Here is a 13,270-nt window from a genome sequence, read left to right on the forward strand (position 1 = left end):
GCCCCAGGGTGTCGACCCCAGGGCCAAGGGCGGTCGGCAGGGCTACCGACCAGGGGAGAGCAGGTTCAGGCCTGTGGCTGCCAACCACCACCGAGCGCCTTGTAGATCGCGACGATGCCGCTGTACAGCTCGACTTCGGCCGAAGCCTGGGCATCCTCCGCAGCCAGACGCTCGCGTTCGGCGTCCAGCAGCACGAGAAAGTCCACCGTGCCTTCGCGATAGCGAATCGCCGCCTGCTCGGCAGCCGCGCGGCTGGCTTCGGCCTGGCGCACCAGGGAAACCAGACGCTGCTGACGTTTGGCGTAGTCGCTGAAGGCGTTTTCAGATTCCTCCAGTGCCAGCAGCACCTGCTGCTCGTACTGCGCCAGGGCACCGTCGGCCTCGGCTTCGGCGCCGCGCAGACGGGCGCGCACGCTACCCAGATCGAAGGCTGCCCAGCTGATGCTCGGTGCCACACCCCAGGCGCGTGCCGCCGAGGCGCCCAGCTGCGAGCCACGACCAGCGGTGAAACCGAGAAAACCGGAGAGGCTGACGCGCGGGAACAGGTCTGCGGTCGCCACACCTACGTCTGCCGTCGCTGCCGCCAGTTGCCTCTCGGCTGCCTGGATATCCGGACGGCGACGCAGCAGTTCCGCCGGGTTGCCGATCGGCAGCGCCTTGGCGATCACCGGCAAGGGCCGTGGCGCCAGGTCCACCTGCAACTGCTCCGGCCGCTGGCCGAGCAGGGTGGCGATGCGGTTCTGCGCCCGTACCTGCTGCGCCTGCAGTTGTGGCAGGCTGGCTTCGGTGGCCGCGAGACGGGCATCGGCGCGCAGTACATCGAGCTCGGTGCCGACACCGGCATCACGCAACTGCTCGGTGATGGCGCGCGAGTCCTGCTGATTCTTCAGGTTCTCGCGGGCGATGCTTTCGCGCAATTGCGCGCCGCGCAGGGTGCCGTAGGCATCGACCAGTTCGGCAATCAGGCTGACCTGTAGCTGGTAGTAATCCGCCTCGGCCACTTCGATGCGCGCTTCGCTGGCTTCCAGCTGGCGCTGGATGCGGCCGAACAGATCCACTTCCCAGGCCATGTCCAGACCCAGGTCATAACGCTCCTGACGGATGCGCTGGTCCGTGGTCGGCGGTTGCTGAGCTTTGCCGAATTCGCCACTGGCGCGGCTGGTGACGGTGGGGAAACTGTCGTTGGCGACGTCGTCACGAATGGCGCGTGCGGCACGCAGGCGGCTGAATGCGACGCGCAACTCGCGGTTGTCCTGCAGCGAGCGCTGCACCAGCTGGTTCAGCGTCGGGTCGTCGAACTGCTGCCACCAGGCCGCTTCGAAACGGCTGCGGTCGTAGTCGGCCGCTTCCAGCGCGGCAATGCGCGCTGGCTCGGTAACAGGCGCTCGGTAGTCCGGGCCGACGGCGCAGGCCGACAGCGTCAGGGTCAGGAGAGCGGGGGCAAAGGCTTTCATGCATGCGACTCCTGCAGACGGGCGGTTTTAGGGGCTTCGCGTTTCTCCACGAAGCCACGGATCAGAACGTAGAACACTGGCGTCAGCAGCAGGCCGAAGAAGGTCACGCCGATCATCCCGGAGAACACCGCCACACCCATGGCATGGCGCATCTCGGCACCGGCACCACTCGAAAGAACCAGCGGTACCACGCCCATGATGAAGGCGATGGAGGTCATCAGAATCGGGCGCAGGCGCAGGCGGCAGGCCTCCAGCACCGCGGCGACACGATCCATGCCTTCCTCCTGTTTGTCCTTGGCGAACTCCACCAGCAGGATGGCGTTCTTGCAGGCCAGGCCCACCAGTACGATCAGGCCGATCTGGGTGAAGATGTTGTTGTCGATGCCGGCCATGATCACCCCGGTAATGGCGGCTAGCAGCACGGTCGGCACGATCAGGATCACCGCCAGCGGCAGGCTCCAGCTCTCGTACTGGGCGGCCAGCACGAGGAAGGCCAGCAGCACGCAGAGCGGGAAGATGAAGATCGCGGTATTGCCGGCGAGGATCTGCTGGTAGGTCAGATCGGTCCACTCGAAGGTCATGCCGATCGGCAGTTCCTCATTGAGCAACCTGGCGATGGCGGCCTCCGCCTGGCCCGAGCTGTAGCCCGGCGCGGCAGCACCGTTGATCTCGGCGGTGAGGAAACCGTTGTAGTGCATCACCCGGTCCGGGCCGGCGCTGTCGTCGACCTTGACGAAGGTCGACAGCGGTACCATCTCGCCACGGTTGTTGCGTACCTTGAGCTGGCCGATCTGCTCCGGCTCCAGGCGGAACTGCTGGTCGGCCTGGACGTTGACCTGATAGGTACGGCCGAAGCGGTTGAAGTCGTTGGCATACAGCGAGCCCAGGTACACCTGCAGGGTGTCGAAGATGTCGCTGATGGCCACGCCATGGGTCTTGGCCTTTTCGCGGTCGATGGCGGCATCGACCTGCGGCACGTTGACCTGGTAGCTGGTGAACACCGACATGGGGTTCAGCTCCGGCAACTGTCGGGCCTTGTTGAGAATGTTCTGGGTCTGTACGTACAGCTCGTCATATCCCAGGTTGCCGCGATCCTGAATCTGCAGGCGGAAGCCGCCGATAGTGCCCAGGCCCTGCACCGGTGGTGGCGGGAAAATGGCGATGTAGGCATCCTGAATGTCGGCGAACTGGGCATTCAGCTCGGCGGCGATGGCGCCCGCGCTCATCGACGGATCCTTGCGCTCGTCGAAGGGCTTGAGCGGGGTGAACACGATGCCGCTGTTGGGGCTGTTGGTGAAGCCGTTGATCGACAGGCCCGGGAACGCCACGGTGTTTTCCACGCCAGGATGCTTGCCGGCAATCTCGCTCATGCGCTTGATCACCGCTTCGGTGCGGTCGAGCGTCGCGGCGTCCGGCAACTGGGCAAAGGCCACCAGATACTGTTTGTCCTGCTGCGGCACGAAACCGGTCGGTGTGCTGGAGAACCCCATGTAACCGAGCCCCAGCAGGCCGGCATAGACCAGCATGGCGATGCTGCTGCCACGCAGCACGCGGCGCACGGTACCAACGTAGCCATGGCTGGCACGCTCGAACAGACGGTTGAACGGACCGAACAGCCAGCCACCGAACAGCTTGTCCAGTACCCGCGAGAAACGGTCCTTCGGCGCGTGATGGTCCTTGAGCAGGATGGCCGACAGGGCAGGCGACAGAGTCAGCGAGTTGACCGCCGAAATCACTGTGGAAATGGCGATGGTCAGCGCGAACTGCTGGTAGAACTGCCCGGTGAGGCCGGAAATGAACGCGGTCGGGATGAATACGGCGCACAGCACCAGGGCGGTGGCAACGATCGGGCCGGTAACTTCCTTCATGGCCTGGCGCGTGGCCTCCACCGGAGACTTGCCCAGTGCGATGTTGCGCTCGACGTTCTCCACCACGACGATGGCGTCATCCACCACGATGCCGATGGCCAGCACCAGGCCGAACAGCGACAGGGCGTTGAGCGAGAAACCGAACAGGTGCATCACCGCGAAGGTGCCAATCAGCGATACCGGCACGGCGGCCAGCGGGATGATCGAGGCGCGCCAGGTCTGCAGGAACAGGATCACCACCAGCACCACCAGCACGATGGCCTCGAGCAGAGTGTGTACCACCGCCTCGATGGAGCCACGGACGAAGATGGTCGGGTCGTAGACGATTTCGTAGTCCATACCCTGCGGGAAGCTCTGCTTGAGCTCGGCCATGCGCTCGCGCACCGAGTCGGAAATCTCGATGGCGTTGGAGCCGGGGCGCTGGAACACCGGGATGGCCACGGCCGGCTGGTTGTTCAGCAGCGAACGCAGCGCATACTGGTTGGAGCCCAGCTCGACGCGGGCAATGTCGCGCAGGCGGGTGATCTCGCCATTGTCGCCGACGCGGATGATGATGTCCTCGAACTCTTCCTCGCTGACCAGGCGGCCCTGGGTGTTGATCGACAGCTGGAAGCTGTTTCCGGCGTCGGCCGGCGGCGCGCCGAGGGCACCGGCGGCGACCTGGCGGTTCTGTTCACGAATAGCGTTGACCACATCGGTGGCGGTCAGCCCGCGCGAGGCCACCTTGTTCGGGTCGAGCCAGACGCGCAGCGAGTAGTCACCCATGCCGAACAGCTGCACGTCGCCCACGCCGTCCAGACGAGCCAGCTCGTCCTTCACGTTGAGCGCGGCATAGTTGGACAGGTAGAGCATGTCGTAGCGCTGATCCGGCGAGGTCAGGTGAACCACCATGGTCAGATCGGGTGAGGCCTTGTCCACGGTCACGCCGAGACGCTGCACCTCGGTGGGCAGGGTCGGCATGGTGCGGGTGACGCGGTTCTGCACTTGGACCTGGGCGTTGTCCAGATCGGTGCCGAGAGCGAAGGTCACGGTCAGGGTCAGCTTGCCGTCGTTGGTCGACTGCGACGACATGTAGAGCATGCCCTCGACCCCGACGATGGCCTGTTCCAGCGGCGAGGCTACGGTCTCACCGATCACCTTTGGGTTGGCACCGGGGAAGTTGGCGCGCACCACCACGGTCGGTGGCACGACTTCGGGGTATTCGCTGATAGGCAGCTGGAACAGCGAGATGGCGCCGCCGATCAGAATCAGCAGCGACAGCACCGCGGCGAAGATCGGCCGCTGGATGAAGAATTGCGAGAAATTCATGGGTCTTTCCTCAAGGCGCAGGCTGGATCAGCCGCGTGGCGCGCGAGCGTCGATTTTTTCGGCGGCAATACGCGGGGCCTGGCTACCGTCGACGGCCTGGCGCATGCGAGCCAGCTGTTCGAGGGTGCTGTCATCGGCCATGGTCACTGGCTGCGGATCGACGGTGGAGCCCGGCATGGCGCGTTGCAGGCCGTTGACGACGATCTTCTCGCCCTTGCTCAGGCCGCTGCGGACGATGCGCAGGCCTTCGAGCTTCGGTCCCAGTTCAATCGAGCGGTAGGCCACGGCGTTGTCTTCGCCGAGCACCAGCACGTACTTCTTGCCCAGGTCGGTACCGACTGCTTCATCCTTGATCAGGGTGGCCGCATAGGGCTTGCTGCCCACCAGTTTCAGGCGAGCGTACAGACCCGGAGTGAAGCGGCCGTCCTGGTTGTCGAACACGGCGCGTCCACGGATGGTGCCGGTGCGCGGGTTGACCTGGTTGTCGAGAAAGTCCAGCTGGCCCAGATGCGGGTGGCCGGTTTCATCAGTCAGGCCGAGGTACACCGGGCTGGCGCCACGGGCGTCGGCCCCGGACTCACGGGCCAGCTGCACGTACTTGAGGAAGGCGCGTTCGTCGGCGTCGAAATAGGCGTAGACCTTGTCGGTGGAAACCACCGAAGTCAGCAGGCTTTCGCCAGCGCCCACCAGGTTGCCTTCGGTGATCTCAGCGCGACTGACGCGGCCGTCGATGGGTGAGGTGATACGGGTGAAGCCGAGGTTCAGACGAGCGTTTTCCAGCTCGGCGGCGATCGCTGCTACCTGCGCCTGGGCTTCGGTAGCGGCGCTGGAACGAGCATCGGCGAGTTCGGCGGAGATGGCGTTGCTCTGGCGCAGACGCTCGCCACGGCGCGCCTCGTTGGTGGCACGCGCCTGGTTGGCACGGGCTTGTTGCAGTTGGGCTTCGAGGCGCTTGACCTCCGCCTGGAAGGGGCGCGGGTCGATCTGGAACAGCAGATCGCCTTTCTTCACCAGCGTGCCTTCATCGAAGGCGACCTTGTCGATATAGCCGGAAACGCGCGGGCGAATTTCTACGGATTGTGGCGCTTCGAGACGGCCGGTGAACTCATCCCATTCGTTGACCGGTTGTTCGATGACCTCGGCCACACTGACCTTGGGTGCAGGCATCTGTGCCTGGGTCTGCGCTGCCTGATCGCAACCGCCGAGGGCAAGGGCGCCGGCAAGGGCCAGGGGGAATATCCAGATTTTGTTGTGATGCTGTTCCATGGGGGACTCCGCCAGTCGTATTTGTGGATGGGCGGAGTCTGCTGCGAGTCTTGGAGGGCTACGAATCGAACGATATGAATTTGAATATCAGCCGGAATGATGAAAGACGCACTTATATCAATTTGGATTCATAAGGGTGCGCCGAGGTTCCAGACTGCACTCTGATAGTGCGGTTACAGAATGTTCTAGAGGCTGTCCGGGTCGCCGCAGAACATCTGAATGCGCGAGCGCAGCCAGCGCTCGGCCGGATCATTGTCCTGAGCGCCGCGCCAGGCCATGTGCAGCTCGAAGCTTCGCGTCTGCAGGGGCAGGTCCTCGGCACGCAGCCCGCCGGCGGCGGTCAGCGCGGCGGCGGTGTAGTCGGGCACGCTGGCGACGATATCGGTTTCAGCCAGCAATGTGCCCAGGCCGTTGAACTGCGGTACCGCCAGCACGACATGTCGCTCGCGACCAAGCTTGGCCAGTTCTTCATCGATGAAACCGGTGAGGTCGCCGGCGAAAGACACCAGTGCATGGGGGCGTGCGCAGTAGTCGTCGAGGCTCAGTGCACCGGGCACGGTATCGGCACGCAGCAGCTTGGCCTTGCTGCGACGCAGTACCTTGCGCTTGGCATTGGCCGGCAGTTCCTCGGTGTAGGCCACGCCAACGGAGATCTCTCCGGACGCCAGCAGCGTCGGCATCATCAGGTAGTTGGTGCGACGGATCACCAGCACCACGCCCGGCGCTTCGGCGCGCAGGCGACGCAGCAGGGCAGGGAGCAGGGCGAATTCGACATCATCGGAAAGGCCAATACGAAATACTGCCTTGCTGGTGGCCGGGTCGAAGTCGGCGGCGCGACTGACGGCGGTGGAGATCGAGTCCAGCGCCGGCGAGAGCAGGGCGAAGATCTCCTGTGCTCGCGGCGTTGGCTCCATGCTGCGGCCGGTACGCACGAACAGCGGATCGTCGAACAGGGTGCGCAGACGGGCGAGCGCCGCACTGATGGCCGGCTGTCCCAGAAACAGCTTCTCTGCCGCCCGGGTCACGCTGCGTTCGTGCATCAGGGTCTCGAAGACGATCAGCAGGTTGAGGTCGAGGCGACGCAGGTCGTTGCGGTTCATCCGGGTACCATTCGAGGGATACGGGCCTTGTCAGCATGGCGTTGCAAATGAGAGCCTTTGCCCCGGCAATAGTACGAGCAGTGTGCAGCGGATTGAAAGACGCCGAATCACTGACAGGCATGAAGACTATCGATAGAGTCTGATGGTGCCCCCGCCGCCCAGCGGATAGAGTCCACAGTCATTGAAGTGTTAATCCGCGATCAAGCCCGAGGTAAGCGATGTCCCGCATGATCCGTTTTCATAAGTTCGGCGATGCCGATGTGCTCCAGTACGAAGAGGTCCCGACGCCTGTGCCCGGTCCTGGTGAGGTGCTGGTGCGCGTTCAGGCTGTCGGCCTGGGCTGGAAAGACGTGCTGTGGCGGCAGAACCTGGCGGCCGAGCAGGCCAAGCTCCCGGCCGGTATCGGTTTCGAACTGGCCGGCACCGTGGCGGCACTGGGCGATGGTGTGAGTGACTTCGAGGTCGGCACTGCCGTTGCCGGCTTCCCCGCCAGCACGCCGAATCGTTATCCGACCTGGGGTGATCTGGTGCTGATGCCCAGCCACGCCCTGACCCGTTATCCCGAGGTGCTCAGCCCGGTCGAAGCCAGCGTTCACTACACCGCTCTGCTGTTCGGCTATCTGGCGCTGGTCGATCTCGCCCATCTCAAGCCTGGTCAACACGTGCTGATCACCGAGGCCAGCCAATGCATGGCGCCACAGACGGTGCAACTGGCCAAGGCGCTCGGCGGCAAGGTCATCGTCTCCACCAGTTCACCGGAAGATCGCGATTTCCTGCGCAGCCTGGGCGCGGACAAGGTGATCGTGACCGAAGAACAGGACCTGGTCCTGGAGGTCGAGCGTTACACCGAAGGCAAGGGCGTTGAGGTGATTCTCGACCAGTGTGCCGGCCCGCAGATGAAGCTGCTGGGTGATATCGCTGCGCCGCGTGGCAAGCTGATCCTGTACGGCATCAATGGCGGCAACGATACGGCGTTCCCGGCCTGCGCCGCGTTCAAGAAACACCTGCAGTTCTTCCGTCACTGCGTGCTGGACTTCACCGGTTGCCCGGAACTGGGCATCGAACCGAACAACGAGGCGGTACAGCGGGCGCTCAAGCACATCAATCAGATGACCGCGGACCGCCTGTTGACGCCGGTGATCGACAAGGTATTCGCGTTCGAAGACTTCATCGCCGCACATCGCTACCTGGAAACCTGCCCGAATCGTGGACGGGTGGCCCTGAAACTGGCCTCGGATTAAAGTCCGTGGCCAGGCGGTCGTTATAGCTTAGGTCTACGTTCGTTCTAAGGATTAGGTTCATGAGTCTGGTTACTGGCGACGCACTATCGCTGTTGTTGTTTCGTCTGCATAGCGGCCGTCTGCTGGGGATCAATCTGCTCAAGGTCAACGAGATCATTCCCTGCCCGCCGTTGACCAAGCTACCCAATCGTCACCCTAACGTACGCGGCATCGCCACCTTGCGCGGTGCGGCGATGACGGTGATTGACCTGGCGCGCGCGATTGGTGAGCGCGGCGCGGCTGATGCAGACGACGGTTGCCTGATCGTCACGGAGTTGAGCCGTTCACGTCAGGGGCTGCACGTGAAGAACGTCGAACGCATCGTGCAATGCTCCACCCGTGATGTGCGTCCGCCACCTGCCGGCTCGGGTAATCGCGCGTTCATCACTGGGGTGACCCAGATCGATGGGGCCATCGTGCAGATTCTCGATATCGAGAAGGTGCTGCACGATATCGCGCCGGCTCTGGAGGAGGCGCCCATGGGGCTGCTCGAAGGGCAGGATGCCCGGCTGCTGCAGGGGCGCCGCGTGCTGCTGGTCGACGACTCGCAAGTTGCGTTGCAGCAGACCCTCCACGTGCTGCGCCAGTTGGGGCTCGACTGCACGGCAGTGCGCAGCGGCAAGGCTGCCCTGCAGCAACTGCATGAGTATCACCAGGCCGGCATGGCCTTCGAGTTGCTGGTTTCGGATATCGAAATGCCCGAACTCGATGGCTACAGCCTGGTGCAGGAAATCCGTCGCAGCTCTGACATTGCCGACACTTATGTGCTGTTGCATACCTCGCTCGACAGCACCATGAATACCGAGAAGGCCCGCTCGGTGGGCGCCAATGCGGTGCTGACCAAGTTCTCCTCGGTCGACCTCAGCCAGGCACTGCTCGATGCCTTCCGGCAAATGAGCGAGCCAGCCTGACCCCGCAACGGCACCCTTGCCGCACTGTGGCAGGGTCTGCCTTTGATGCCTCAAAAAACCTGCAGAATCCGATTTCAATGGCTCGGGTGAGCGCCACAAGCTGGCTGCGCCTTGAGGCAAAGGCTGCTCTTGCAGGCAGGCTGATTCGAGCGGTTTCGCTCGCGCTCGATGAGAACGGCGTATGCGGCAGGAAGCGGACAGTGAAAATTGTCCATTTGCCCATGTGGCCACTGGGAATTTTTTACGGCTGAACTGTCTATCAATCAACAGCGGTTCAGCCTTCACGGGCTGCAACTGGATTGACTTTTCCCAAGAATCTTCAGTTCGTTCTCAGATATGGATGTTCTCTCCGAGTTCTTCGAGCGCACGAGCCTGCAGGGGCGAGTGATATTCGCCGGCTCGGTAGAAGGAACCCTGGTGCTGGACAAGCCTCCAGGCATGGCCTTCATTCACGTGCTCGAGCGTGGCGCACTGGATATGGTGCACGCCGAAAAACCACGCGTCGCGATCGATCAACCCAGCGTACTGTTCTGTCCCAGTTGCTGTTGTTACAAGCTGCGCGCCCACGAGCCAGAGGGTGCGGATCTGATCTGCGCGTCGTTCCAGTTCGGGCGTACCGGGCAGCAGCCTTTTGAGTTGGGCCTGGAGGAAACCCTGGTGTTTCCACTGAGTGCCCTCGAGCGGCTGGGGCCGATCATTGGTTCTCTGGTCAACGAGTTCCGTACCCCGGCTCCCGGGCGCAGCAAGGTGCTCAACCTGTTGTTCGAATATGTATTCGTTCTCCTGGTGCGTCGAGCCGTGAGCGAGGGCCGTATCACCAGAGGGCTGCTTTATGCGCTGCAGGATGGCCAGTTGGGCCCTGTGCTGATCAGCATCCACCAGGAGCCACAGGTGGCCTGGAGCGTAGAGCGACTGGCCGACCTGGCGAAGATGTCGCGCACCAGATTCGCTGCGCTGTTCAACGAGGTGATGGGGATGACGCCCATGGCCTATGTGACGGCCTGGCGCATCAAGGTGGCGCAGGATCTGTTGCGCGAGGGGATGCCGATCAAGGTGATCGCCGATGCAGTGGGTTATGGTTCGCCGGCAGCCTTCTCACGCACGTTCGCCCAGCAGATAGGGCAACCGCCCGGAGAGTGGTTGCGCGGCGAAGGACAGGAACCGCCAACGAAACTGCAGGTGCAGATCTTCCGCGATTGAGTCACTCAGCCCCAGGGCAACTGATGCCCGGGGTTGCATCAGCATTCAGGCAACAACCGGAATCAAAGGGTCGGCTGCGGCCAGGGCGATGTCACGCTTCGCCTCTGGCGGGTAGATCCACCTGGTATTGATTTCGGTCTTGATCGCCTTGCCTTCCTTGCCAGTGAGCACCACCTTGCGATCCCAGCCCTCGGTGAACACTGCGCCCCAGTCGCCCAGGTCGAGACAGGTGACGTACTTGGGCTGAGTGTAGGGGGTTGGCTCGACGCCGAGTAGATCGGCCGCGGCATTGTTGCCGGATGAGCGGCCGAGAGCTATGGCATGCTGGCAGGTCATCAGGGCGTGATTGCCTCGATCATCCACCGCTGCGTAAGCCGTATCGCCCGTGGCGTAGACGGCGTTCTGTCCCAAGACCCTGAGGTTGCGATCGACATGCAGGCGGCCGGAGGCATCACGCTCGCCATCTATCTGCTGCGTCAGTGGCGAGGCCTTCACGCCGACGGTCCAGACCACGGTACTGGCTTCGATACGTTCGCCGTTGTCGAGTCGCACCCCCTGTTCATCGACCATCGATACCGGACTGCCGAGTTTCCAGGTCACACCGAGCATGTCGCTGGCTTCGGCGATCACCGAGGCAATCTGCTCGCCCATGAGACTGCCGACCTGTTCGCCCATGTCGACGACGATGACGCGGATATCGGCTTCATCACCCAGGATGGCGCGCAGCCGCGCCGGCATTTCGGTGGCCGTTTCGATACCGGTAAAGCCTCCGCCCACGACCACCACGGTGTTGCGTGCCCGGCTACAGGGTCGATGACGCAGGCCTTGCAGGTGAACTTCGAGCTTCTGCGCCGATTCCAGGCTGTCGACATCGAAGGCGAAGCGGTCGATACCGGCCAGCGGCGGACGGGCGACCTGACTGCCCGAGGCGAGAATCAGCCGGTCGTAGACCAGCGTCGACTGCTCGCCACTGGCACTGCGGTAGAACGCCTGCCTGCTCTGCGTATCGATACGGGTGGCGCAACCCTGCACGAACTGTACGCCGACTGCATCGAACAGCGGGCCGAGCGGGGCGACGGTGGTCTTCAGGTCGGCTTCATAGAAGCGCGGGCGTACACGCAGTTCGGCCTGTGGGGCGAGGATGGTGACCGCGACATCCCGGCGCTGATGCTGCTCCAGCAGGCGAACGGCGCTCAATGCACTCCACATGCCGCTGAAACCGGCACCGATGATCAGAATCTGCTGTTTCATATCCTGTAATCCCGTAGTGAAAAGAAAGGTACTGGCTGTCGACGGGAAGGATTCTGTGGTTGTTTTGGATCAATGTATTGATCCAATATCCGCAAATATCAATAGTCCACTCAAGGTCCGCCATGCCTCTCGGAAAAGCCCCGCCACAAGTGATCTTTCTGCCGCTTGGAGCACCGGAGGAGGGGGCCAGCCTGCAAGGCTGGCTGTATGAGTCGCTGCGTGGTGCGATTCTGGGCGGCCGCCTGCCAGCCGGCAGCAAGCTGCCCAGTACCCGCGCCATGGCCGAGCACTACAGCCTGGCGCGGGGCACCGTGCAGGCGGCCTATCAGCAATTGCTTTCCGAGGGCTATCTGCAAGCCCGCACTGGCAGCGGAACGCGTGTCAGCGAGGTATTGCCGGACCCAACGCTGAATGCCGGTTACGTTCGCCGCCGGGTGGTGGCCGAGGCGGGGGAGAAACGCACGGCTCCCGAAACGCCCTGGCTGCAACGCCTGGCCAGGATCGAACCGATCTTCTCCGCGCGCACCTTGCCTTCCGGCTTTCGCCCGTTCTTTCCGCATCGTGGCGATATCAATGCCTTCCCCATCGATCTGTGGCGCAAGCTGTATACGCAACAACTGCGCAGTTCGCGGCTGTCCATGCTGCTCGATGGCACCCCGGCCGGGCTGCCCCGGCTGCGCGAGGCCATCGCCGGGTACCTGGCCATTGCTCGTGGGGTGCAGGTGTCGCCGGATCACATACTGGTGCTCGGCAGCGTGCAGCAGGGCCTGGACATCTGCCTGCGGTTGCTGGCGCCCGGCGACTCGCAGGTCTGGATGGAGGACCCGGGTTACCCCGGGGCGCGGCAGCTGATGGACATTTCCGGCGTGCGCCGCGTGGACGTGCCAGTGGATCGCTTCGGCCTCAGGGTGGACGAGGGGATACGCCTGGCACCGGACGCCCGATTGGCCTATGCCACGCCGTCGCGTCAGGCCCCGCTGGGTGGCGAGCTGTCGCCAGCCCGACGTCTGGCCTTGCTGCGCTGGGCGGCGGAGCAGGGCAGTTACATCTTCGAGGACGATTACGACAGCGAGTACCGCTTTATCGCCAAGCCGATTCCGGCGTTGCGCTCGATGCCGGGTGCCGAGCAATCGGTGATCCTCGCAGGTACCTTCAGTAAGTTGCTGTTTCCATCGGTTCGCCTGGCCTATCTGGTGGTGCCCGAGCATCTGATCGAGAGCTTCACCCGTGCAGCAGCGCTGATGTCGCGGCACGCCAACAGCCTGGCCCAGGCCGTGCTGGCCGACTTCATTCACGAGGGACACTTCGACCGCCACGTGCGACGCATGCGCAAGATCTATGCATCGCGGGCCGATGCCTTTGCCGAGGCGGCACACAAGCACTGGCAGGGGCTGATCGAGGTACCGGAAATTCGTGCAGGTATGGATATCGCCTGCCGCCTGCTGGTCGAGAACGAGCAGGACGCTTCCGCGCGTTTGCAGGCTGCCGGTATCGATGCGCTGCCGCTGGCGAGCTACTGCGTCAATCCCAGGGCTCCGGGCGTAGTGATGGGTTTTGCGCCCTACGAGGAGCGGGCAATCGACGAGGCCGCTCAGGCAGTCGCCCACGCCTTGCGCGGCTGAGTGAAAGCTG

9 protein-coding genes are annotated in these 13,270 nt (G+C 63.4%); 4 read left to right on the forward strand and 5 right to left on the reverse strand.

What is annotated here, in order from left to right:
* Positions 1-65 precede the first annotated feature (65 nt).
* The 4 genes from OEG79_RS10390 to OEG79_RS10405 form a co-directional block, all read right to left on the reverse strand.
* A complete protein-coding gene (locus OEG79_RS10390; protein ID WP_264148638.1) occupies positions 66-1,454 on the reverse strand; it encodes an efflux transporter outer membrane subunit in 1,389 nt (462 codons plus the stop codon).
* Entirely contained in the window at positions 1,451-4,630 is a 3,180-nt protein-coding gene (locus tag OEG79_RS10395; RefSeq protein ID WP_264148639.1) for an efflux RND transporter permease subunit, read from the reverse strand. The genes OEG79_RS10390 and OEG79_RS10395 overlap by 4 nt, the downstream gene beginning before the upstream one ends.
* Before the next feature lie 27 nt (positions 4,631-4,657).
* Positions 4,658-5,896, reverse strand: coding sequence for a multidrug efflux RND transporter periplasmic adaptor subunit MexE (gene mexE, locus OEG79_RS10400; RefSeq protein WP_264148640.1), 1,239 nt, complete (start codon positions 5,894-5,896; stop codon positions 4,658-4,660).
* A gap of 185 nt (positions 5,897-6,081) precedes the next feature.
* Positions 6,082-6,996, reverse strand: a complete 915-nt coding sequence (locus OEG79_RS10405; RefSeq protein ID WP_264148641.1) for a LysR family transcriptional regulator — start codon at positions 6,994-6,996, stop codon at positions 6,082-6,084.
* A gap of 218 nt (positions 6,997-7,214) precedes the next feature.
* Here OEG79_RS10405 and OEG79_RS10410 point away from each other — a divergent pair, with 218 nt between their 5' ends.
* The 3 genes from OEG79_RS10410 to OEG79_RS10420 all read left to right on the forward strand — a co-directional run bounded on the left by OEG79_RS10410 (position 7,215) and on the right by OEG79_RS10420 (position 10,387).
* On the forward strand, positions 7,215-8,237 hold the full coding sequence (locus tag OEG79_RS10410; protein WP_264148642.1) for a zinc-dependent alcohol dehydrogenase family protein: 1,023 nt from the start codon (positions 7,215-7,217) through the stop codon (positions 8,235-8,237).
* Between the two features lie 59 nt (positions 8,238-8,296).
* Positions 8,297-9,187, forward strand: a complete 891-nt coding sequence (locus OEG79_RS10415; protein ID WP_264148643.1) for a chemotaxis protein CheV — start codon at positions 8,297-8,299, stop codon at positions 9,185-9,187.
* Positions 9,188-9,523: 336 nt separating this feature from the next.
* The gene (locus OEG79_RS10420; RefSeq protein WP_264148644.1) at positions 9,524-10,387 is read left to right on the forward strand and encodes a helix-turn-helix transcriptional regulator; all 864 of its coding nucleotides are present in this window, start codon (positions 9,524-9,526) and stop codon (positions 10,385-10,387) included.
* 45 nt (positions 10,388-10,432) lie between these two features.
* On the opposite strand, the gene OEG79_RS10425 is transcribed toward OEG79_RS10420, so the two are convergent.
* A complete protein-coding gene (locus OEG79_RS10425; protein ID WP_264148645.1) occupies positions 10,433-11,638 on the reverse strand; it encodes an NAD(P)/FAD-dependent oxidoreductase in 1,206 nt (401 codons plus the stop codon).
* Positions 11,639-11,760: 122 nt separating this feature from the next.
* Here OEG79_RS10425 and OEG79_RS10430 point away from each other — a divergent pair, with 122 nt between their 5' ends.
* Positions 11,761-13,260 carry a PLP-dependent aminotransferase family protein gene (locus OEG79_RS10430; RefSeq protein WP_264148646.1) on the forward strand — a complete coding sequence of 500 codons (1,500 nt, stop codon included), beginning with the start codon at positions 11,761-11,763 and terminating at the stop codon, positions 13,258-13,260.
* Positions 13,261-13,270: the final 10 nt, after the last annotated feature.

The sequence above is a fragment of the Pseudomonas sp. Z8(2022) genome (assembly GCF_025837155.1).
In the GTDB taxonomy this organism is placed as follows: Bacteria; Pseudomonadota; Gammaproteobacteria; order Pseudomonadales; family Pseudomonadaceae; genus Aquipseudomonas.

What these genes read in the sequence shown, in the direction of transcription:
- OEG79_RS10395 (WP_264148639.1), bottom strand. Translation starts at nt 4,630, where the DNA reads ATGAATTTCTCGCAATTCTTCATCCAGCGGCCGATCTTCGCCGCGGTG.
- OEG79_RS10415 (WP_264148643.1), top strand. Translation starts at nt 8,297, where the DNA reads ATGAGTCTGGTTACTGGCGACGCACTATCGCTGTTGTTGTTTCGTCTG.
- OEG79_RS10405 (WP_264148641.1), bottom strand. Translation starts at nt 6,996, where the DNA reads ATGAACCGCAACGACCTGCGTCGCCTCGACCTCAACCTGCTGATCGTC.
- OEG79_RS10390 (WP_264148638.1), bottom strand. Translation starts at nt 1,454, where the DNA reads ATGAAAGCCTTTGCCCCCGCTCTCCTGACCCTGACGCTGTCGGCCTGC.
- OEG79_RS10425 (WP_264148645.1), bottom strand. Translation starts at nt 11,638, where the DNA reads ATGAAACAGCAGATTCTGATCATCGGTGCCGGTTTCAGCGGCATGTGG.
- OEG79_RS10410 (WP_264148642.1), top strand. Translation starts at nt 7,215, where the DNA reads ATGTCCCGCATGATCCGTTTTCATAAGTTCGGCGATGCCGATGTGCTC.
- OEG79_RS10430 (WP_264148646.1), top strand. Translation starts at nt 11,761, where the DNA reads ATGCCTCTCGGAAAAGCCCCGCCACAAGTGATCTTTCTGCCGCTTGGA.
- mexE (WP_264148640.1), bottom strand. Translation starts at nt 5,896, where the DNA reads ATGGAACAGCATCACAACAAAATCTGGATATTCCCCCTGGCCCTTGCC.
- OEG79_RS10420 (WP_264148644.1), top strand. Translation starts at nt 9,524, where the DNA reads ATGGATGTTCTCTCCGAGTTCTTCGAGCGCACGAGCCTGCAGGGGCGA.